The organism is Streptomyces sp. NBC_01317 (assembly GCF_035961655.1).
Lineage (GTDB): Bacteria > Actinomycetota > Actinomycetes > Streptomycetales > Streptomycetaceae > Streptomyces.
Window position 1 is genome coordinate 3,713,303 of sequence record NZ_CP108393.1, and the last position, 19,851, is coordinate 3,733,153.

General features: G+C 71.1%; 19 protein-coding genes. 8 read left to right on the forward strand and 11 right to left on the reverse strand.

Annotation, left to right across the window (positions count from 1 at the left end):
* Nucleotides 1–14: 14 nt before the first annotated feature.
* Nucleotides 15–719, reverse strand: coding sequence for a DedA family protein (locus OG349_RS15785; RefSeq protein ID WP_327235209.1), 705 nt, complete (start codon nt 717–719; stop codon nt 15–17).
* A gap of 246 nt (nt 720–965) precedes the next feature.
* Here OG349_RS15785 and OG349_RS15790 point away from each other — a divergent pair, with 246 nt between their 5' ends.
* On the forward strand, nt 966–2,252 hold the full coding sequence (locus OG349_RS15790) for an ion channel protein (RefSeq protein ID WP_327235210.1): 1,287 nt from the start codon (nt 966–968) through the stop codon (nt 2,250–2,252).
* A gap of 138 nt (nt 2,253–2,390) precedes the next feature.
* The gene (locus OG349_RS15795) at nt 2,391–3,827 is read left to right on the forward strand and encodes a glutamate decarboxylase (protein ID WP_442806259.1); all 1,437 of its coding nucleotides are present in this window, start codon (nt 2,391–2,393) and stop codon (nt 3,825–3,827) included.
* A gap of 54 nt (nt 3,828–3,881) precedes the next feature.
* Here OG349_RS15795 and OG349_RS15800 read toward each other — a convergent pair whose 3' ends face one another.
* The 5 genes from OG349_RS15800 to OG349_RS15820 form a co-directional block, all read right to left on the reverse strand.
* The gene (locus OG349_RS15800) at nt 3,882–4,718 is read right to left on the reverse strand and encodes an ABC transporter permease (RefSeq protein WP_327235211.1); all 837 of its coding nucleotides are present in this window, start codon (nt 4,716–4,718) and stop codon (nt 3,882–3,884) included.
* The gene (locus tag OG349_RS15805; RefSeq protein WP_327238591.1) at nt 4,715–5,692 is read right to left on the reverse strand and encodes an ATP-binding cassette domain-containing protein; all 978 of its coding nucleotides are present in this window, start codon (nt 5,690–5,692) and stop codon (nt 4,715–4,717) included. Before OG349_RS15805 ends, OG349_RS15800 begins: the two co-directional genes overlap by 4 nt.
* Before the next feature lie 89 nt (nt 5,693–5,781).
* Nucleotides 5,782–6,423 (reverse strand): PadR family transcriptional regulator, encoded by a 642-nt coding sequence (locus OG349_RS15810; RefSeq protein WP_327235212.1) that lies wholly within the window; start codon nt 6,421–6,423, stop codon nt 5,782–5,784.
* Between the two features lie 80 nt (nt 6,424–6,503).
* Nucleotides 6,504–7,961, reverse strand: coding sequence for an aldehyde dehydrogenase family protein (locus OG349_RS15815; protein WP_327235213.1), 1,458 nt, complete (start codon nt 7,959–7,961; stop codon nt 6,504–6,506).
* Nucleotides 7,962–8,032: 71 nt separating this feature from the next.
* Nucleotides 8,033–8,902, reverse strand: a complete 870-nt coding sequence (locus OG349_RS15820) for a helix-turn-helix domain-containing protein (RefSeq protein WP_327235214.1) — start codon at nt 8,900–8,902, stop codon at nt 8,033–8,035.
* 336 nt (nt 8,903–9,238) lie between these two features.
* Between OG349_RS15820 and OG349_RS15825 the strand changes: the two genes are divergently transcribed.
* The gene (locus OG349_RS15825; protein ID WP_327235215.1) at nt 9,239–9,733 is read left to right on the forward strand and encodes an ATP-binding protein; all 495 of its coding nucleotides are present in this window, start codon (nt 9,239–9,241) and stop codon (nt 9,731–9,733) included.
* 84 nt (nt 9,734–9,817) lie between these two features.
* Here the strand turns inward: OG349_RS15825 and OG349_RS15830 are convergent, their stop codons facing one another.
* Both OG349_RS15830 and OG349_RS15835 read right to left on the reverse strand, forming a co-directional pair.
* Nucleotides 9,818–10,060 (reverse strand): DUF397 domain-containing protein, encoded by a 243-nt coding sequence (locus OG349_RS15830; protein WP_161309512.1) that lies wholly within the window; start codon nt 10,058–10,060, stop codon nt 9,818–9,820.
* 316 nt (nt 10,061–10,376) lie between these two features.
* Nucleotides 10,377–11,603 (reverse strand): DUF2786 domain-containing protein, encoded by a 1,227-nt coding sequence (locus OG349_RS15835; RefSeq protein WP_327235216.1) that lies wholly within the window; start codon nt 11,601–11,603, stop codon nt 10,377–10,379.
* 144 nt (nt 11,604–11,747) lie between these two features.
* Here OG349_RS15835 and OG349_RS15840 point away from each other — a divergent pair, with 144 nt between their 5' ends.
* Nucleotides 11,748–12,308: a sugar O-acetyltransferase gene (locus tag OG349_RS15840; protein ID WP_327235217.1), complete on the forward strand. Its 561-nt coding sequence runs from the start codon at nt 11,748–11,750 to the stop codon at nt 12,306–12,308.
* A gap of 89 nt (nt 12,309–12,397) precedes the next feature.
* Here the strand turns inward: OG349_RS15840 and OG349_RS15845 are convergent, their stop codons facing one another.
* Complete coding sequence (locus OG349_RS15845; RefSeq protein WP_327235218.1) at nt 12,398–13,312, reverse strand: NADP-dependent oxidoreductase; 915 nt, start codon at nt 13,310–13,312, stop codon at nt 12,398–12,400.
* Between the two features lie 138 nt (nt 13,313–13,450).
* Here OG349_RS15845 and OG349_RS15850 point away from each other — a divergent pair, with 138 nt between their 5' ends.
* Nucleotides 13,451–15,142 (forward strand): bifunctional 3'-5' exonuclease/DNA polymerase, encoded by a 1,692-nt coding sequence (locus OG349_RS15850; protein ID WP_327235219.1) that lies wholly within the window; start codon nt 13,451–13,453, stop codon nt 15,140–15,142.
* 97 nt (nt 15,143–15,239) lie between these two features.
* Here the strand turns inward: OG349_RS15850 and OG349_RS15855 are convergent, their stop codons facing one another.
* A complete protein-coding gene (locus OG349_RS15855) occupies nt 15,240–16,517 on the reverse strand; it encodes a hypothetical protein (protein WP_327235220.1) in 1,278 nt (425 codons plus the stop codon).
* A 66-nt stretch (nt 16,518–16,583) separates the two neighbouring features.
* Nucleotides 16,584–17,093 (reverse strand): SigE family RNA polymerase sigma factor, encoded by a 510-nt coding sequence (locus tag OG349_RS15860; protein WP_327238592.1) that lies wholly within the window; start codon nt 17,091–17,093, stop codon nt 16,584–16,586.
* A gap of 223 nt (nt 17,094–17,316) precedes the next feature.
* Between OG349_RS15860 and OG349_RS15865 the strand changes: the two genes are divergently transcribed.
* From OG349_RS15865 to OG349_RS15875, 3 genes are all read left to right on the forward strand, one after another.
* Entirely contained in the window at nt 17,317–18,330 is a 1,014-nt protein-coding gene (locus OG349_RS15865) for a heavy metal-binding domain-containing protein (protein ID WP_327235221.1), read from the forward strand.
* Between the two features lie 69 nt (nt 18,331–18,399).
* Nucleotides 18,400–19,290 (forward strand): heavy metal-binding domain-containing protein, encoded by an 891-nt coding sequence (locus OG349_RS15870; protein ID WP_327235222.1) that lies wholly within the window; start codon nt 18,400–18,402, stop codon nt 19,288–19,290.
* Nucleotides 19,291–19,294: 4 nt separating this feature from the next.
* Complete coding sequence (locus OG349_RS15875; protein ID WP_327235223.1) at nt 19,295–19,801, forward strand: hypothetical protein; 507 nt, start codon at nt 19,295–19,297, stop codon at nt 19,799–19,801.
* The last annotated feature ends 50 nt before the right edge of the window (nt 19,802–19,851 follow it).

Below are 19,851 nucleotides of genomic sequence, written 5' to 3' on the forward strand. Positions count from 1 at the left end.
CGTCGGCCGGGCGGTCAGCGCTTCGCGTGGCGGCCGCGGCCGCCGGTCTCCGGGGCGGTGTCCGGGACGGGACGGCCGGCCGTGGAGCCGCCCTCCTTCTTGGACTTGGAGCGCGCCCGCAGGAACTCGATGGCGATCGGCAGCACCGAGATCAGCACGATCGCGATCAGGATCGTCTCGATGTGCTGGTGCACGAAGTCGATCTTGCCGAGCGCGGCGCCGAGCAGCGTGACACCCGCTCCCCAGAGCGTGCCGCCGATGATGTTGAAGGTGATGAACGAGCGGTAGTTCATCCGGCTCACACCGGCGATGATCGGCGTGAACGTCCTGACGACCGGCACGAAGCGGGCCAGGACCAGCGACTTGGGACCGTACTTCTCGAAGAATTCGTGCGCCTTCTCGACGTTCTCCTGCTTGAAGAGCCGGGAGTCCGGGCGCTTGAACAGCGAGGGCCCGACCTTGCGGCCGAAGAGATACCCGACCTGGTCCCCGATGATCGCCGCCAGCACCACCAGCACGCAGACGAGCCACAGCGGGTGGTCGAGCGTGCCCGCCGTGACCAGCAGGCCGGTGGTGAAGAGAAGCGAGTCCCCCGGCAGGAAGAAGCCGATGAGGAGGCCGGACTCGGCGAAGACGATGGCGAGGACACCGATCAGTCCGAAGGTCCCGATCAGATAGTCCGGGTCCAGCCAGCTGGGTCCGAGCGCAAGGGTGGTCACGGGTTCCGGACTCCTGTGTCGTTGGTCGGTCGATCGTCGAATCGGCGTGGTCGGCCGCGCACAAGCTATCAACGCCTACCCGCGCTCCCTGGTTCCACCCGCCCCCATGAGATCCGCCCCGGTCACAGGGGGGCGAACGACCCCGGGAACGGCCCGCCGTCCCCCCGGTCCCGGCCGGCGGTTCTTTCCACCCGCCATGCCCTCTTTTGCAGGGGTACGGGACGTCCGTCCCCGTACGGTGGGCGCGTGGCCCCCGACGCTCCGCCGACCGGCACCGCGCCGGCGCCCGCGCCCTCCGCGCGCACGCTGCTGCCCCTGGTCGTCCCCTCGCTGGTGACCGGCGTGCTCGCCAGCCTCGTCCTCCTGGGGGTGAGCGGGCTCGCGGACCGGCTCAAGGACGTCCTGTGGAAGAGCCTCCCCGACGCGCTCGGGGTCGGCCGGTACTCCTCGCTCTGGATAATCGTGATGCTCACGGCGACCGGGCTGGCGGTGGGGATCGTCGTACGTCAGGTGTACGGGCACGCGGGGCCCGACCCGGCCACCACCGGCCTGGTCGACAAGCCGATGCCGGCGGGGGTGGTGCCCGGGCTGCTGGTCGTGACCGTGCTGGCGCTGGCGGGCGGGGTGAGCCTCGGCCCGGAGAACCCCATCACGGCGGCGAACATCGCGCTGACCTACTGGCTCGGCCGCAAGGTGGCGCCGAGGGCGCCCGCGCTGCTGTGGATCTCGCTGGGCGCGGCCGGCACGATCGGCGCGCTGTTCGGTACGCCGGTGGCCGCCGCGCTCGTCCTCTCCGAGACGCTCGCGTCGCGTCCCGGTCCCGGCTCGCTGTGGGACAAGCTGTTCGGTCCGCTGATCGCGGCGGGGGCCGGCGGGCTGATGACCGTACTGATCGACCATCCGACGTTCGATCTCGATCTGCCGGACCATTCCGGCACCCACTGGAGCGACGCGCTGGCCGCACTGGTGATCACACCGGTCGCGGCGGCGCTGGGCCTGGTGATGGTCTACGCCTTCCCGTACGCCCACACGGCCTTCCAGCGCCTCCGGCACCCCGTTCTGGCCCTGACGGTCGGCGGGCTGCTGCTGGGCCTTCTGGGGGCCCTGGGCGGCCGTCTGACGCTTTTCAAGGGGCTGGACGAGGTGAAGACCCTGGCCGCCGATCCCGACGGCTGGTCGGCGGGGCGGTTCGCGCTGATGGCGGTGGTGAAACTGGCGGCGGTGCTCGTCGCCGCCGCGTGCGGTTTCCGGGGCGGCCGGATCTTCCCCGCGCTCTTCGCGGGGGTGTCGCTCGGGCTCTGCGCCCACGCCCTGGTGCCGGGCGTGGACACCACGGTCGGGGTGGTCTGCGCGGTGCTCGGGATGCTGCTCGCGGTCACCCGGCAGGGCTGGCTCAGCCTGTTCACGGCGGCCGTGCTGACCGCCGACCCGAACCTGCTCCCGCTGCTGTGCGTGGCGCTGCTCCCGGCCTGGCTGCTCGTCACCGGCCGTCCACAGATGCAGGTGCGGGAGGACGGGACGGCGCTGCGGTGAGACACGTGCCCCGCGTGTGCCGCTTCAGTACGACTGCTCCGTTCGTACGACTGCCCCGTTCGTCCGTCCCGCCGGGCGTCCCGCGCCGATCCTCCGTATCCTCGCCGAGGGGGCCTTTCCCACGCCGAGGAGACCGCAGTGTCACTCCACCGAGGAGCCCCGCCGTCGCCGGACGGGTCGGAGCAGCACTCCGCCGAGATGCGCAGGCTGTCGCTCAACCCCTTCTACGGGTCGGCGGATCCGGTCGGTGACATGACCTCCGCGCCGCCGCTGCACCGGCTCGCCGACGGTCCGATGCCGCCCTCCACGGCGTACCAGCTGGTCCATGACGAGCTGCTCCTCGACGGCAACTCCCGGCTCAACCTCGCCACCTTCGTCACCACCTGGATGGAGCCCCAGGCGGGGATCCTGATGGGTGAGTGCCGGGACAAGAACATGATCGACAAGGACGAGTACCCCCGTACCGCCGAGCTGGAACGGCGCTGTGTGGCGATGCTCGCCGACCTCTGGAACGCCCCCGACCCGGTGACGGCCGTCGGCTGTTCCACGACCGGGTCGAGCGAGGCCTGCATGCTCGCGGGGCTGGCGCTCAAGCGCCGCTGGGCCACCCGTAACGCCGCGCGCTACCCGGCGGCGGCCCGGCCGAACCTGGTGATGGGGATCAACGTCCAGGTCTGCTGGGAGAAGTTCTGCAACTTCTGGGAGGTGGAGATGCGGCAGGTGCCGATGGAGGGCGACCGCTTCCACCTCGACCCGCAGGCCGCCGCCGACCTCTGCGACGAGAACACCATCGGCGTGGTCGCCATTCTCGGCTCGACCTTCGACGGGAGTTACGAACCGGTCGCCGAGCTGTGCGCCGCCCTGGACGCCCTCCAGGAACGTACCGGCTTCGACATCCCCGTCCACGTCGACGGCGCCTCGGGCGCCATGGTCGCCCCCTTCCTCGACGAGGACCTCGTCTGGGACTTCCGGCTGCCGCGCGTCTCGTCCATCAACACCTCGGGGCACAAGTACGGCCTGGTCTACCCGGGGGTGGGCTGGGCCCTGTGGCGCTCACCCGCCGAGCTGCCCGAGGAGCTGGTGTTCCGGGTGAACTACCTGGGCGGCGAGATGCCCACCTTCGCGCTGAACTTCTCCCGGCCGGGCGCGCAGGTGGTCGCGCAGTACTACACGTTCCTGCGCCTGGGGTGGGACGGCTACCGGGCCGTCCAGCAGACGGCGAGGGACATCGCCACGAACCTGTCCGCGCGGATCGGGGCGATGGCGGAGTTCCGCCTGCTCACCCGGGGGGACGAGCTGCCGGTCTTCGCCTTCACCACGGCCCCCGGAGTGACGAACTTCGACGTCTTCGACGTGTCACGGCGGCTGCGCGAGCGCGGCTGGCTGGTGCCCGCGTACACCTTCCCCGCCAACCGCGAGGATCTCGACGTCCTGCGGATCGTCTGCCGCAACGGCTTCTCGGCGGACCTCGGCGAGCTGCTGATCGACGACCTGGAGAAGCTGTTGCCCGAACTGCGCGCCCAGGAGCACCCGCCGGCCCGGGACAAGACGGCGGCGACGTCGTTCCACCACTGAGGGACGGCCGTACGGGCCCGGCGACGGCCCCGGACCCGTACGGCGGCGGTACCTCTAGCGGCTCAGGCGGCCGAACCGCCGTACCGCCAGGGGGAAGAACACCAGGAACAGGGCCACCGGCCACGCCACCGCCAGCAGGGCCGCGTGTTCGGCCGGCCAGGAGCCGCTTGTCGCGACCGGGTTGCCGAAGAGGTCGCGTACCGCCGTGGCCGTGGCCGACAGGGGGTTCCACTCGACCACTGCGCCCAGCCAGCCCGGCATGGACTGCGGCGTCGCGAAGGCGTTGGAGAGGAAGCCGACCGGCCAGACGAGGATCTGGACCGCCTGCACCATCTCCGGGCGGCCCGCCACCATCGCCAGCTGGATGCCGGCCCACAGCATCGCGAACCGGAACAGGAGCAGCAGCCCGACGGCGGCCAGGAAGGCGGCCGGACCGTCGTGCCAGCGCCAGCCGATCGTCCAGCCGACGCCGATCATGACCACCAGGCCGGCCGCGGACTGGATCATGTCCGCGACGCTGCGTCCCACCAGGACCGCCGACGCCGCCATCGGCAGGGAGCGAAAGCGGTCGATGACACCCTTGTCGAGGTCCTGGGTGACGGCGAGCATCGTCGCTTCGAGGCCGAAGGCCATCGTCAGGGCGAGCATGCCGGGCACGAGGTAGTCGACGTAGTCCCCGGCGAGGCCCCGGCCGCCGCCGATCAGGAAGCCGAACATCAGGAGCAGCATCACCGGGAAGGCCAGGCCCACGACGATCTGGACGGGCTGCCGCGCCCAGTGGGCGAGTTCGCGCCGGGTCATGGTCCACGAGTCGGTGAGAGCCCGGCCGAGCCGGTTGCCGGCGGTGGGAGCGGGGACGGGGACGGTCGGGGTCGCGTCCAGGGTGGTCATACGAGAGCCTCCCGCTGCTGGTCGTGGTGGCCCGGGGTGTCCCCGCCGGTGAGGTGGAGGAAGACCTCGTCCAGCGTCGGCCGCCGCAGTGCGATGTCCTCGGCCTCGATGCCCGCCGCGCCCAACGCCCGTACCACCTCGGTCAGAACGGCCATCCGGTCCGTGACGGGCGCGCTCAGCAGGCGCCGGTCCACGTCCGTGCCGACGGCGTACGTGCCCGCCGCTCCCGCCAACAGCCTTGCTCCCTCACCGAGTCGACCGGCGTCCCGCAGGACGACGTCGATCCGGTCGCCGCCGGTCGCCGCCTTGAGCGCGTCCGCCGTGCCGTCCGCGACGACCCGGCCGCTGTCCACCACCGAGATGTGGTCGGCCAGTTGGTCGGCCTCCTCCAGATACTGGGTGGTGAGGAGGACGGTCGTCCCGCCGCCCACCAGCGAGCGCACCGCGCTCCACACCTCGGCCCGGCCGCGCGGGTCGAGTCCGGTGGTCGGCTCGTCCAGGAAGAGCACCTCCGGGTCGGTGATCAGCGAGGCGGCGAGGTCGAGCCGCCGCCGCATGCCGCCGCTGTACTGCTTGACCGCCTTGCGCCCGGTGTCCCGGAGGCCGAAGCGGTCGAGCAGTTCGCCTGCCCTGGCGCCGGCCCGCCGGGCGCCGAGCCGGTGGAGCCGTCCGAACATCTCCAGGTTCTGACGGCCGCTCAACTCCTCGTCCACCGCGGCGTGCTGGCCGAGCAGCCCGATCCGCCGCCGTACCTCGGCCCCCTGGGTCCGTACGTCGAAGCCGGCCACCCGCGCCACCCCCTCGTCGTGCCGCAGCAGCGTGGTCATGACCCGTACGGCCGTGGTCTTGCCCGCGCCGTTGGGCCCCAGCACGCCGTGCACCGTGCCGCGCGCGACCGTCAGGTCGAGACCGTCCAGCGCCCGCTTGTCGCCGTACCGCTTCCGTACGCCCTCCATGACGATCACATCGGTCAGGTCAGCCACCAGCGTCTCCTCCACCCCAGGTAGTCAAGTTTGACCATCACGGGAAAGATATCCCCTGGCGGCATGTTGGTCAAACTTGATTAGCTGGTGTCGCCCTCGTGCGTGACACCCGTCGCGTACGGATTCTCCTCACCCTCGCCGAGCACCCCGATGAACGGCTCGCCCTCCCCCGCGAAGGTGTACGCCCCGCCCTCGACGCGCGCGATCAGCCCGCGCGTCCACTCCGCGCCGGTGTCCGCCGTATGCACCCAGAGGTTCATGATCTCGCCGATGTGCCCGAGTTGCTCGGGGCCGGCCTCGGGTACGTAGTTCTTCGTCACCGTGTCCCGCCAGGCCTCGATCGCGGCCACCCGCTTCCCCAGCAGGTCGACCACCTCCGCCCGCGGCAGGTCGAGGACGAAGCCGAGAGCGGCGGACAGCACGTCCACGTTCTGGTCGTACGCCGTCAGCGACTCGCGGAGCAGCCTGAAGTACTCCTCGTGCCCCGCCCCGGTGATCTCGTACTCGGTACGCGGCGGCCCGCCCGCCGTGCTGGGCGCCACCTCGTGGGCCAGCAGCACGCCCTGCTTCGCCATCTGCTTGAGGGCGTGGTAGATCGAGCCGGGCTTGGTGTTGGACCACTCGTGCGCGCCCCAGTACTCCAGGTCGTTGCGCACCTGGTAGCCGTGGGCCCGCCCGTGCTGGCGCACCGCGCCGAGCACGAGCAAACGGATCGCTGACATGGCTCCAGGCTATGGCCCTGGTGGGGCACACCCCGCGCCAGCCCCGGGGCGAAGGCTCAGGCCGGCCCCGAGAGGAAAGCTCAGAACGGGAACCGCGAGCGGCCGTACTGCACCGAGATCCACTTCTGGGTGGTGAACGCCTCGATCATCGACTCGCCGTTCAGCCGCCCCGACCCCGAGTGCTTCTCGCCGCCGAAGGGGACGATCGGCTCGTCGTGGACCGTACCGTCGTTGATGTGGATCATGCCGGTACGGATACGGTGCGCGATCCGCACCCCGCGCTCGATGTCCCCGGTGTGCACGGCCCCGCTCAGGCCGTACGGGGTGTCGTTGGCGATCCGTACCGCCTCGTCCTCCCCGTCGAACGGGACGAGGAGCGCCACCGGGCCGAAGATCTCCTGCCCCAGGACGGGCGAGTCGGCCGCCAGGCCGGTCAGCACCGTCGGGGAGACGAGATTGCCGACGGTCGGGCCGCGCAGCAGCGCCGTCGCGCCGGCCGCGACGGTCTGGTCGACCGCCGCCGTCACGGCGTCGGCCTGCGAGGAGTTGATGAGGGGGCCGATGTGGGTCGCCGGGTCCGCCGGGTCACCGACCTTCAGCGTCCTCACCTTGGCGACGAACTTGTCGGTGAACTCCTTCTCCACCGACCGGTCCAGCAGGATGCGGTTGGCCGCCATGCAGACCTGGCCCTGGTGCACGAACCGGCTGAACACCGCCGCGTCCACCGCGTAGTCGATGTCGGCGTCGTCCAGGACGATGAGCGCGCTGTTGCCGCCCAGTTCGAGGACGGCGCGCTTGAAGTTCTTGGCGCAGACGGTGGCGACGTGCTGTCCCACCTTGTCCGAGCCGGTGAAGGAGATGACCGCGGGTACGGGGTGGTCCAGCAGCGCGTCGCCGATCTCGGCGATGTCGGTGATCACGACGTTCAGCACGCCGGGCGGCAGGCCCGCGTCCTCGAAGACCTTCGCCACCAGGGATCCGCCGCAGATCGGGGTGTTCTGGTGGGGCTTGAGGACCACGGCGTTGCCGAGCGCCAGCGCGGGCGCGACCGATTTGAGCGACAGCAGGAACGGGAAGTTGAAGGGGCTGATGACACCGACGACCCCGACCGGCAGCCGGTAGACGCGGTTCTCCTTGCCGTCGACCGGCGAGGGCAGTATTCGGCCCTCGGGGCGCAGCGACAGCTGGATCGCCTCGCGCAGGAACTCCTTGGCGAGGTGCAGTTCGAAGGCGGCCTTGAGCCGGGTGCCGCCCACCTCCGCGACGATCGTCTCGGCGATCTCGTCCTCACGGTCCTCGACCACCCGCAGGGCGCGCTCGAACACCAGCCTGCGCGTGTACGGGTTGCTCTCGCCCCAGGGCACCTGCGCGCGTTCCGCCGCACGGTAGGCCTGGTCGACCTCCGCCACCGAGGCCACCGTGATCGCGGCCAGCTTGTCCCCGTTGTACGGGTTGAAGTCGATGATGTCCCAGGAGCCGCTCCCGGGCTTCCACTCACCGTCGATGTACTGGTGGGCGAGGCTGGTGAAGAAGGACATGAGACTCGACCCCTCGTCGCAGGACTACCGCGTAACCGATGTCACTGATGTCACGTCATCATACTTCTGTATCAGCAGAGTTCGAGGAGTCCACGAAGCAGATCGCGGCTCTCACCGGGGCCGGGACTGTCCTGGTGGAGCCGCTCCATCACCCGTTCGTAGTGGGCGATCTCTTCGCGCTTGTCCAAATAGAGGGCGCTGGTGAGCTGTTCGAGGTAGACGACGTCGGAGAGGTCCGACTCGGGGAAGCTCAGCATCGTGAAGGCACCGGTCTCGCCCGCGTGGCCGCCGAAGCTGAACGGCATCACCTGGAGTGTGACGTTCGGCTGCTCGGAGATCTCGATGAGGTGCCTCAACTGGCCCTGCATCACGGAGCGGTCGCCGTACGGGCGGCGCAGCGCGGCCTCGTCCAGCACGGCGTGGAAGCGGGGCGCCCGTTCGGAGACGAGCACTTTCTGGCGCTCCAGCCGCAGCGCGACGCGCCGGTCGATCTCGGCACACTGCTTCTCGGGGTCGCGCATCCCGCGTGTGACCACGGCGTGGGCGTACGCCTCGGTCTGCAACAGGCCGTGCACGAACTGCACTTCATAGATACGAATGAGTGAGGCGGCGCCCTCCAGACCGATGTAGGTCGGGAACCAGCCGGGCAGCACGTCGCTGTAACTGTGCCACCAGCCCGCGACGTTGGCCTCCCGGGCCAGGCCGAGGAGAGCTCCGCGCTCCCGCTCGTCCGCGACCCCGTAGAGGGTCAGCAGGTCCTCGATGTCTCTGGCCTTGAAGCTCACCCGTCCCAACTCCATACGGCTGATCTTGGACTCGGATGCGCGGATCGAGTAGCCGGCGGCCTCACGTGTGATGCCGCGCGTCTCGCGCAGGCGCCTCAACTGTGAGCCCAGCAGAATGCGCCGCACTACGGAACCGCCCGATTCGGCTGCGGTCACGTCTCCAACCCTCCCCATCACAAGTGGTTCACCGCAGGGCACCCCCGAGCCCCAAGCCCCGGATTCTGCCATCAAAACGCTTCAGCGCGTACTCATTCGATTACGGAAAGAAGAAGGCTTTACGGAGAGCCTAAAAGTAGTCGGTGGGAGAAATGTGAAAGAACCGTCACGTGAAGGGACAGGTCCGGCACGTGCACGTGCATCTGCCCTTGCATCTGCCGTACGCATTCGGAACCATGGTCCCCGCGCACCTGTGTGCTCGTTCGTGATTGACGTGTTGTGACGCTGGACCACCGCGCAGTATCGCTACGGCCGCGAATCCCGGGAGTGCCTCGCATGGGGACGAATGGATCGACCATGCTCGAGCCTTTAAGGCAGGGGCTTCCCCCCATCGATCCCGCAGGGGTGGCCAGCTCGGCGTCGTGCGCCCTGCCCGCCCGCTACGAGGCGGTGCGCGGGGCCAGGCAGTTCACCCGGACCACGTTGGACCAGTGGGAACTTGACGACCGCTTCGACGATGTCGCGCTTGTCGTGTCCGAACTCGTCACCAACGCGCTGCGGCACGCCCTGCCCGCGGACACCCCGCGGGAGCCTCAGGACTCCCCCGTACGCCTGCACCTGATGCGGTGGAAGTCGCGTCTGGTGTGCGCGGTCCGCGATCCCAGTCATTCGAGCCCGGTGGCACGGGAGACGGACGAGGACTGTGCGGCGGAGTCCGGCCGGGGCCTGTTCCTGGTCGACTCCTTCAGCGACACCTGGGGTTGGCACCCGCTGGCGGGTTCGCTGCACGGAAAGGTGGTCTGGGCGCTCTTCCAGCTCCAGACCGACTGACCCACCGAACGACGGACACGAGGGTGGCCGGAACGCATGCGTTCCGGCCATACTCTCCGGGCGATTTCGCCCGTTTCGGCGCTCTCAGCCCTCCGCGATCAGGTGGTCGAACTCGCCGTCCTTGATACCGAGCAGCATCGCCTCGATCTCGGCCGGCGTGTACACCAGCGCGGGGCCGTCCGGGTGGCGTGAGTTCCGTACCGCCACCTCCCCACCAGGCAGCTTGGCGAACTCCACGCAGGATCCCTGGGAGTTGCTGTGCCTACTTTTCTGCCAGACGACGCCGTGCAGCTCTGTGGCCGCAATGCCGTTGTACACGTGGTGCACAGGTCGCTCCCCGAGTTGCAAGGTGCAAGTGTCAACTTTCCCGGATCATAGCTGTGTTCATGTGCGCATGCATGAGCAGATGCACGTGCACGCGGGGTGGTCCTTCGGTTACTCCTTCACACGTGCACGTGCGCTCTCCTGGAACAGACGCACAGAACGGCTTTCTGGCTCCAGTGTCCAGGTAAAGATCGAGGGCATCACACCGGCCCCACGGGTCGCACAGGTCACACAGGTAACGCGGATGGGGCTCCCTGCCGGGGTACGAGCCCTCCCGGGAGGCCCGGTGGACGCCGGGGCCCGGTGGACGCTGAGGGCCCTAGGGTCCGTCCGTACCCGGGCGGATCCGGCCGCGGCCGGCAGACGTACCCCTGCCGCCGGGCACCCGCGCCGCGTCCGCCGCCGAGGTGCCGTGGGTCCAGCCCGCCTCGTCCGTCACCCCGCGGACGCGGGTCGCGACCGTCTCGGGGAACATCCGGTCGGTACGGTCCTCGACCGCCACGTCCCGCGCGGCGAGGACCGGGAGGAGGGCGGCGCCCCCCGCGTCACCGGATTCGTCACGCGCGTCCGCCGTCACCTGGTCGGCCGCCGCGGCCAGGCGTTCGCCGAGGCGGTGCGCGTACGCCATCAGGAAGGACTGACGGAAGGTCTTCGTCCGCTTGCGGCCCGCCGCCCGCTGCTCCGCCTCCGCGCGGGTCATCGCCGCCGTCCCCTGCACCAGCAGCGAGGTGTGGAGCAGTTCGACCGCCGCCAGGTCGGCCTCGAAGCCGACCACGGTGGAGAAGCCGTACGCGCTGTTCCACACCGCACGGCAGCGGTTGGCGGTGGCGACGGCGTCGAGCAGGATCGCCTTCGCCGTCTCGTACGGCGCGTCCACCCCGATCCGGCACGCGCCGGGCACATCGCCCCGCATCGTCCGGTCGGCGAGCAGCGCGTCGTCGATGCTGTGCCGGGCCATCAGCTCCTGCGCCTTGGCGGTCAGTGCCTCGGCCTCCGGCGGGTAGCCGGTCACCTCCGCCTTCGCGAGCAGCGCGCGGATCCGGGTGAGCATGCGGGGCTCGCCCTCGGCGGGCGGCAGATGGAGGGGCGTGCCCGGTACGGGACCGACCGGTTCGACGGCGGGCAGGCGGATGAGCAGCCGGTACAGCTCCAGTACGGCGGTGGCGTGGGAGAAGCGGTCGGCCCGGGGCGTCGCCGGTGCCCGCGCCGACCCGGCGGTGAGGTCCGCGAGCTGGCCGGACCAGCGCGGCGGGAGCCGCTCGTACCGCCGCGTTTCCGCCGTGATCAGCTCGGTGACGAGCCGTACGTGCGGCTCGTCGAGATCGCGGCGGACCAGCCGTACGACGTCGGCGGGCTGCCAGCCGCGCTCCCAGGCCAGCCGTACGAACCCCTCACCGCGCCGGCGCAGCTCGGCGTCGGCGGTGGGGTCGGCGGCGAGGAGGGAGGCGCCGGTGTCGACCCCTTCGCTGCCGTCGCTCCCCGGGCCGCCGCCGGCCAGGAGGGCGGCGAGGGCCAGCTCGACGGTCCGTGTGCCGGCCTCGCTCATGCCACTGCCCTCCCCGTACCTGCGCGTGCGTATCTGCGCGTGTGCATCTGCCCGTGTGTATCTGCCCGAAGGATCAATGATCCCAGACCGGGTGTGCGGCTAGCGTGGGCGCCTCCGTATCCGCGTCCGAGGAGAGGACCGACCGTGGGCGAGAACAAGCGGCGCATGCTGGCCGGGGAGTGGTACATCGCGGACGACGAGGAGCTGGGCGCGCAGACCGAGCGCCGCTTCGCGCTCTGCGCGGCGTACAACGCGAACGGAGGGGCCGAGCATGCCGAGCGCGCGGGGATCCTGGCGGAGCTGCTCGGTTCGGTGGGTGAGCGGGTGAACATCCGGCCGCCGTTCCACTGCGACTACGGCACGTACATCAGCGTCGGTGACCGTACGTTCGTCAACTTCAACGCGGTGTTCCTGGACGCGGCCCCGATCACCGTCGGGGCCGACGTCCAGATCGGCCCGAACGTCCAGCTGCTCACGCCGCTCCACGAGCTGGACACGGAACGGCGGCGGGCGGGCTGGGAGAGGGCGGCGCCGATCACCATCGGGGACAACGTCTGGCTGGGGGGCGGGGTGATCGTCTGTCCGGGGGTGACGATCGGCGAGAACACGGTGGTGGGGGCGGGGGCCGTGGTGACGAAGGACCTGCCGGCCGGGGTGCTGGCGGTGGGGAATCCGGCGAGGGTGGTCAGGGCGCTGACGGAGTGACGGAGCAGGGGGCGGGGGAATGTGCCCCCGCCCCCGCCGATTTACGGCCGTACGGCCCTACCGCCCTACCGCCCTACCGCCCTACGGCCCTACGGCACGATCACCAGCTTGCCCGTCGGGTGGCCCTCCTCGCTCCTCGCCTGCGCCTCCGCCGCGCGGGACAGCGGAAACGTCTCGGCGATCCGGAGGCGCAGACCGCCCTCGACCGCCAGCCCGGCGTTCCGTACCAGCGAGTCCCGCTTCCACTCGTCGTCGGGCGCGCCGGACGTCATCGTCACCCCGTACTCGGCCGCCTCCCCGTCCGCGATGGTGACGATGCGGTCGGTCGTACCGCCGCGCAGTTCGATCGAGTCGGGCAGCGCTCCCTTGCCGGCCGCGTCGAACACGGCGTCCACGCCCTGGGGCGCGACCTTCCTGACCCGCTCGACCAGACCGTCGCCGTACGCCACGGGCACGGCGCCCAGGGAGCGCACGTAGTCGTGGTTCGACGGGGCCGCCGTACCGATGACGTTGACGCCGCGTGCCACCGCGAGCTGTACGGCCACCGCGCCGACACCGCCGGACGCGCCGTGCAGGAGCAGGGTCTCGCCGTCGGCCAGGGCCAGCAGGTCCAGCACCCGGAGCGCGGTCTCCCCGGCGATCGGGATCGCCGCGGCCTCCTCCCAGCCGAGCCCGGCGGGCTTGGGCGCGACGACGTCGGCGAGGGCGTACTCGGCGTACGAACCGGTGGCGCTCCACCCCAGCACCTCGTCGCCGACGGCGTACTCGGTCACTCCCTCACCGATCTCGTCGACGACACCGGCGAATTCGAGGCCCGGGACATACGGCAGCGGGGTGGGGAAGAAATCTTTCAGCCATCCGTGGCGGATCTTGTAGTCCATCGGGTTGACGCCTGCGGCCTTCACGGCGACGCGGACCTGGCCGGGGCCCGCGTGTGGTTCGCCGATGTCCTTGAGGTGCAGGACCTCGGGGCCGCCGAACTCCTCGAACTGGATCGCCTTCATGCGTGTCTCCGTGGGGTGGGGGTGGGGATCGTGTTGTCTACGGAATCGATCGTGCCGCTTCACGGGCCGTCCGGCGGCCGGACCCGCCCGGCTGCCGGACCTGCCCGGCTGTCAGACCCTCCTGCGAGACTCGATTCCATGACCGAACGATGGGCTGTCGCACCGACGGACGGCGGCGGCGCGCTGCTCGCTCCGCTGGGCGCCGACGGCCTGCCCGCCGGGCCCGTGCAGCGGGAGCCCGAGCTGGTCGCGGCGGTCAGGGAGCGGCTGCCCGGGGTCGGGCGGTGGGTGTGGCGGTCGACGGCGGAGACGTATCCGCGCCTGCTGGCGGCAGGGGTACGGGTGGAGCGGTGTTACGACATCGAGGCGGCGGAGCAGCTCCTCCTCGGCCATGAGGGGCGGCTCGGGGAGCCCCGGTCGGCGGCGGCGGCCTGGGCACGGCTGCACAACGGGCCCGTACCGCCCGATCCGCCGCCGCGCTCGGCGGCGCCGGGCTCGCAGTCGTCGCTGTTCGAGCCGCACGCGGGCGCCGACATCCCCTTCGAGGGCTTGTTGGAGGTCTACGCGCGGCAGCGGGAGAGACACGCGGCGGCCGAACACCCCGGACGGATGCGGCTGCTCACGGCGTCGGAGTCGGCGGGCATGCTGGTGGCCGCCGAGATGCACCGCGCGGGGCTGCCGTGGCGGGCGGACGTGCACCGCGAGGTGCTGCACGAGCTGCTGGGCGAGCGGTACGCGGGCGGGGGTGAGCCGCGCCGGCTGGCGGAGCTGGCGGACGAGGTGTCGGCGGCGTTCGGGCGGCGGGTGCGGCCGGATCTGCCCGCCGATGTCGTGAAGGCCTTCGCGGGCGCCGGGATCAAGGTGAGGTCGACGCGGCGCTGGGAGCTGGCGGAGATCGACCACCCGGCGGTGGAGCCGCTGATCCAGTACAAGAAGCTGTACCGGATCTGGACGGCACACGGCTGGGGGTGGCTCCAGGACTGGGTACGGGACGGGCGGTTCCGGCCGGAATACCTGCCGGGCGGTACGGTCTCCGGCCGCTGGACGACCAACGGCGGCGGGGCGCTCCAGATCCCCAAGGTGATACGGCGTGCCGTCGTCGCCGACGCGGGGTGGCGGCTTGTGGTGGCGGACGCCGACCAGATGGAGCCCCGGGTGCTGGCCGCGATCTCCCGCGACCCGGGGCTGATGGAGGTGGCCGGGCACGGCGGCGATCTGTACACGGCCCTGTCCGACCGGGCGTTCGCGGGCGACCGCGACCACGCGAAGGTCGCGCTGCTGGGCGCGATCTACGGCCAGACGTCGGGCGACGGGTTGAAGAACCTGGCGGCGCTGCGGCGCAGGTTCCCGCTGGCCGTGGCGTATGTGGACGACGCGGCGAGGGCGGGCGAGGAGGGCAGGCTCGTACGGACGTGGCTCGGGCGCACCAGCCCGCGCGCGGCCGGGGCGGAGGACGACGGCGAGGCGGGGATCCCGCAGGACGCGGGGGAGGCGGTGTCCGTGGACGGTGAGTTCACCCCGGGGTACGCGTCGACGAACGGCCGGGCGCGCGGCCGCTTCACGCGGAACTTCGTCGTGCAGGGCAGCGCGGCCGACTGGGCGCTGCTGATGCTGGCGGCGCTGCGGCGGGCGACGGCGGGGATGCGGGCGGAGCTGGTGTTCTTCCAGCACGACGAGGTGATCGTGCACTGCCCGGAGGACGAGACGACGGAGGTGACGGAGGCGATCCGGGCGGCGGGGGAGCTGGCCGGCCGAATCGCCTTCGGCGAGACGCCGGTGCGGTTTCCGTTCACGACGGCGACGGTGGAGCGGTACTTCGACGCGAAGTGAGCGGGGCGGGCGCCTCCGACCGCGGCGATCCGCCGAGCCCCCCGGCTCGGCGGATCGCGATGTCGGTCCTACGGTTGGACGCGTCCGCGGACACGCCCTATCGGGCCGTCAGCCACTTCTCGCTGGTGGCGAGGGCGGTGAGCTGGCCGATCGAGAGCACGGGCGCCTTGCGGGTCGCGTCGGCGTGGAACGCGTCGGCGTTGAGGGCGGAGACCACCACGCGGAGACCGTCGGGGCGCATGGTGTCGGCGGTCCACATGACCGCGCCCTTGCCGCCCTTCTCACTGGGCTCCTTGGTCGTCTTCAGGAGCGTGCCGTCCGGCAGGGTCGTCGCGCCCTCGCCGTACAGCTCGTCCGCGACATCAAGCATGTCGGGCTGCACATTGACCTGGACGAACCCGGCTCCCTTGCCGTCGTCCACGACGGCGTACGCGTACTCGTCCTCCTGGCCGCCGTGGTCGAGCACCTTCACCCTCTTGGGGAGCAGGGAAAGGAACGTCTCACGGACCGTCCCCTGTACGGTCCCGGCGGACTCGCCCACCCCCGTGCCGCCCGCCCCCTCCGGGAACTCGGAGGGGCCGACCTTCCGCTCGGCGTCCTTCCCGGGCGGGGCCGTGGGCAGCGCGCGCAGTGGCCCGTTCCATTCCTTCGACGTCACCAGGGCCCGCAACTCCGCTGTGCCGAGGGGAGGTTCGGGCCGGGAGACCTGGGCGCCCTTCTCGGCGGGGGCGTTGTACTCGGTGACGTCGACCAGGAACCTGCCGTTCATCCGCGTCGCCTGCCACCGCTTGACGCCGTCCTTGAGGTCCGGACCCTCGTACCCCTGGAAGATCCGGAGCGCCGAACCGTCGGGGAGCTGGGTGTGGGAGCAGGACTCGTACGGTACGAGCACCTGATCCGGGCACTGCATCTGCGGGATCGCGGGCTTTCCGCCCACGCGGGTGAGGACGACGGCGATCGCGGCCGGGCCCTTGCCGTCGTCGAAGACCCCGGACACGTCGGCGCTGGGTGTGTCCCCGGCTCCCCTGGCGCTCACCTCGCTCAGCGTTCCCCCGGGAAGCAGACCCGTCAGGATCTTGGTCAGGTCGGCGCCGGAGAGCCCTGCCTCGGTGGCGGACAGGGCCGGCACGGCGAGGGACGTACCGCCACTCTCCGTACCCCCCAGCAGCCCGCCCCCGTACGCCCCGCCGACGCCGATCACGGCCAGAGCGAGCACACCGCCGGTCACGGCGGCCGAACGGCGGCGGGCCACCTTGCGGCGGCCACGCGCCAGTCCGCCGTCGACCAGGGTGGACCAGTCGGCGGGCTCGAAGGTGTCGCCCGTGGCACGCAGCGCGTGACCGATCTTGTCCTCGTACGGCTCTTCAAAGGGCATGGTTGATCCCACTCCTTACTCATGGTTCACGGGACAGAACAGTCCTGAACGGGAGTTCCGCCAGGATCAGCGGTCGGCGAACTCGGCGAACACGCCGCCCAGTTGCTCACGCAGCTTGGCCAACGCCCGTACGGATCTGGTCCGTACGGCGGCCGAGCTGCAATTCATCGCGTGCGCCGTCTCCTCGATGCTGCGGTCCTCCCAGTACCGCAGCACCACCACCGCCCGGTCCTTCGGGGGCAGTTGGCCGAGCGCGGCGAGGAGCGCCACGCGCAGCGCGGGGTCGTCGCCCGAGTGGGGGACCGTCTCGGGGATCTCCCCGACGGGCTGTTCGGTGGCCGAGCGCCGCCGCCGGTGGGTGAGGAACGTACGGACCAGGACGGTCTGGGCGTACCCCGCCGGGTTGTCGATCCGGGCGACGCGCCCCCACAGCGCGTACATCCGGCCGAGCGTCTCCTGCACCAGGTCTTCGGCGAGATGCGTGTCGCCGCTGGTCAGCAGGCACGCGGAGCGGAAGAGGTGGTTCGTACGGCCGGCGGCGAACTGTTTGAAATCGTCCGCGCGGGCCGCGCGCACGCCCTCACCGCTCCGACGCCCCCGCCCCCTCATTCCCATGAGGCCCATGGTTTCCCCGTTCACCTGGACTGCTCCGGCTTCCCGCCCTTACCTCTCTCTGACGCGACGGCGGGGCCGGAATGTTTCAGAGGGATCCGGGGACCGGGGGTCGGGCGCCATCCGGGCGACTCGATTAGGGTGAATAGAGGCACAAAAGGGACGGGCGGCGACAGGTGGTGGGTGGATGACGGTCCCATGGAGCGGCGCGGGCCTGCCTCCGGCCGCCGAGCTGCGTATCACCGAGGCCCAACGAAGCGGAACGTGGTCGTCCGCGCTCTCCACGAGCGCCTTCGCGGCGATCCGCTCGGTGGGCTTCGAGCCGGTGGGCCAGGCGATGGGATCGACGGTCTACCAGGTGGGACGCGCGGGCCGGAACTGGGGGTACTACGACTGCCTCTACCTCGGCGCGGGCTACACGATGTCGACGGCGCCCGGCCAGGTGGCCCTGTCCGGGGACGGCGCACCGGCGGCCGGGCTCGTTCATGTGTTCGACGAGGCGCGCCGTACTGCTCTCAGCAGGCTGGCGGCGGAGTGCACGGCGCTCGGCGGCGACGGGGTCGTGGCGGCGGAATTCACCATGGCCCCTTTCCCGTCGCAGCCGAACTGCCTGGAGTTCAAGGTGATCGGTACGGCGGTCCGGGCCAGGGGCGACGTCCGCGCGCCGCGCCCCTTCACCTGCCACCTGGACGGCCAGGGCTTCGCCAAGCTCGTCGCGGCCGGCTGGGTGCCGGTGGAACTGCTGGTCGGCATGTCGATCGGCGTCCGCCACGACGACTTCGGCACCCGCTCGCAGGCGTTCTCCTGGAGCAACACCGAGGTCGGCGCGTGGAGCGCGCTGGTCGGGGACGTACGGGCCGACGCCCGGCACCAGCTGGAGCTGCAAGGGACCCACGCCGGTGGCGACGGCGTCATCCTCGCCAGCGGTGACCTGCGGATCTGGCGGGAGTCGTGCGTACGGGCGTCCCGCTACGGCACCGAGGCGGAGGACCACGTGGCCGAGTCGACGATGGTGGCCACGACCATCGCCCGCTTCCAGGCGCGGGCGGAGCGCCCGCCGACGCTCGCCGTGATGCCGCTGGACCGGCGGGGCGACCGGCTGCGGCGCCGGCTCGCGGCGACGGAGGGCAGTCCGTACGGGGATCCGGCCGAGCGGCGCCGGCTCGTCGAGGAGCTGGAGGAGCTGGGCGACCAGGGATGACGGCAGAAACGGCGACGGACGGTCAGTGGCACGGCACGGCGCGAGCAGCCCGGAAGAAGAGGTGGAGACGTGAGCGGTGACTACGCGGACGAGGGTACGAACGAGGGTGGCGCCACGGAGGAGGCGCGGAACCCCGGCACCGGCCCCAGCGAACAGGGGGTCCCGGTCGACGCCATGCGCAGGCTGGCGGCGCTGGAGCCGGGGAAGGCCGGTTCGATCTTCACCAGCGACCTCTCGGTGAACGAGTTCCTGCTTGTACGGGAGGTGGGCTTCCGCCCCATCGGCCTGGTGCTCGGCAGCTCGATCTACCACGTGGGCATCCAGCTCGGCCGGTGGAACAAGAACCAGGAGCTGGAGACCCTCAGCCAAGCGATGTACCACGCACGTGAGTTGGCCATGACCCGGATGGAGGCCGAGGCCGCGCAGCTGGGCGCGGACGGCATCGTCGGGGTCCGGCTGAGCGTCGAGGCACGGGAGTTCGGCAACGACATCGCCGAGTTCATCGCCATCGGCACGGCGGTGAAGTCCGACCACCCGGCGCCGGGCGGCACGGTCTGGCGCAACAACAAGGGCCAGCCCTTCACTTCGGACCTCTCGGGCCAGGACTTCTGGACCCTGATCCGGGCGGGCTACGCGCCGCTCGGCATGGTGATGGGCACGTGCGTGTACCACATCGCGCACCAGCGGATGGGGTCGACGTTCTCCAACTTCGGCAAGAACGTGGAGATCGAGAAGTTCACCCAGGCCCTCTACGACGCCCGCGAACTGGCCATGGCCCGGATGCAGGCGGAGGCGGAGGAGCTGGACGCGGAGGGGGTCGTCGGCGTCCAGCTGAACGCGCACAACCACCGCTGGGGCGGCCACACCACGGAGTTCTTCTCGATCGGTACGGCGGTACGGCCGCTGCGCTCCGACCACGAGATCCAACGTCCGACGATGGTGCTGAGCCTGGACGGGTGACACCGTGACGGAGAGCGGGCCCCACGAGAACGAGCCGGAAGAGAGCCAGCCGGGAGAGAGCGAGCCCGACGAGAACGCCCTCGGCGAGAACGCATCCCGCCTCCCCGCCGCCGCCCCTGCCGAGTCGGTCGACACGCTGGCGGCGGCGCTGCGCAGGGACGCGGCGGACCTGGAGATCTACGGCCAGGTCCTGAGCGGCTCCCTGGCGGCGGCGCTCCCGCCCGGGTCGATCACGCTGGACCGCAGGCGCACGCTGTCGGACCGCCTCGCCGGCCGCGAGGGCCGGGTGGAACGCGTGGAGATCGCCCTGGAGGACGAGCGCCTCACCCTCACCCTGACCCACGGCCACCCGGTGGCGGAGGTCGCCAAGGTGGTCCGCGGCGTGGTCCTGTCCCGCACCCCGGTTGCTTTTGACGAATGGACCCGCCGCCTGGCCGCGGCCATGGCCGCCCGCTCCCGCTCCGACGCCGAGGCCCGCGCGGCCCTGGAGAAACTGATCCTGGAGGGCTGACCGCGCGACGGGCGTCGGAGCGATGAGGAGCAACGTACAAGCAATGACGG

What these genes read in the sequence shown, in the direction of transcription:
- OG349_RS15800 (WP_327235211.1), bottom strand. Translation starts at nt 4,718, where the DNA reads ATGACCACCCTGGACGCGACCCCGACCGTCCCCGTCCCCGCTCCCACC.
- OG349_RS15810 (WP_327235212.1), bottom strand. Translation starts at nt 6,423, where the DNA reads ATGTCAGCGATCCGTTTGCTCGTGCTCGGCGCGGTGCGCCAGCACGGG.
- OG349_RS15815 (WP_327235213.1), bottom strand. Translation starts at nt 7,961, where the DNA reads ATGTCCTTCTTCACCAGCCTCGCCCACCAGTACATCGACGGTGAGTGG.
- OG349_RS15825 (WP_327235215.1), top strand. Translation starts at nt 9,239, where the DNA reads ATGGGGACGAATGGATCGACCATGCTCGAGCCTTTAAGGCAGGGGCTT.
- OG349_RS15835 (WP_327235216.1), bottom strand. Translation starts at nt 11,603, where the DNA reads ATGAGCGAGGCCGGCACACGGACCGTCGAGCTGGCCCTCGCCGCCCTC.
- OG349_RS15845 (WP_327235218.1), bottom strand. Translation starts at nt 13,312, where the DNA reads ATGAAGGCGATCCAGTTCGAGGAGTTCGGCGGCCCCGAGGTCCTGCAC.
- OG349_RS15850 (WP_327235219.1), top strand. Translation starts at nt 13,451, where the DNA reads ATGACCGAACGATGGGCTGTCGCACCGACGGACGGCGGCGGCGCGCTG.
- OG349_RS15855 (WP_327235220.1), bottom strand. Translation starts at nt 16,517, where the DNA reads ATGCCCTTTGAAGAGCCGTACGAGGACAAGATCGGTCACGCGCTGCGT.
- OG349_RS15865 (WP_327235221.1), top strand. Translation starts at nt 17,317, where the DNA reads ATGACGGTCCCATGGAGCGGCGCGGGCCTGCCTCCGGCCGCCGAGCTG.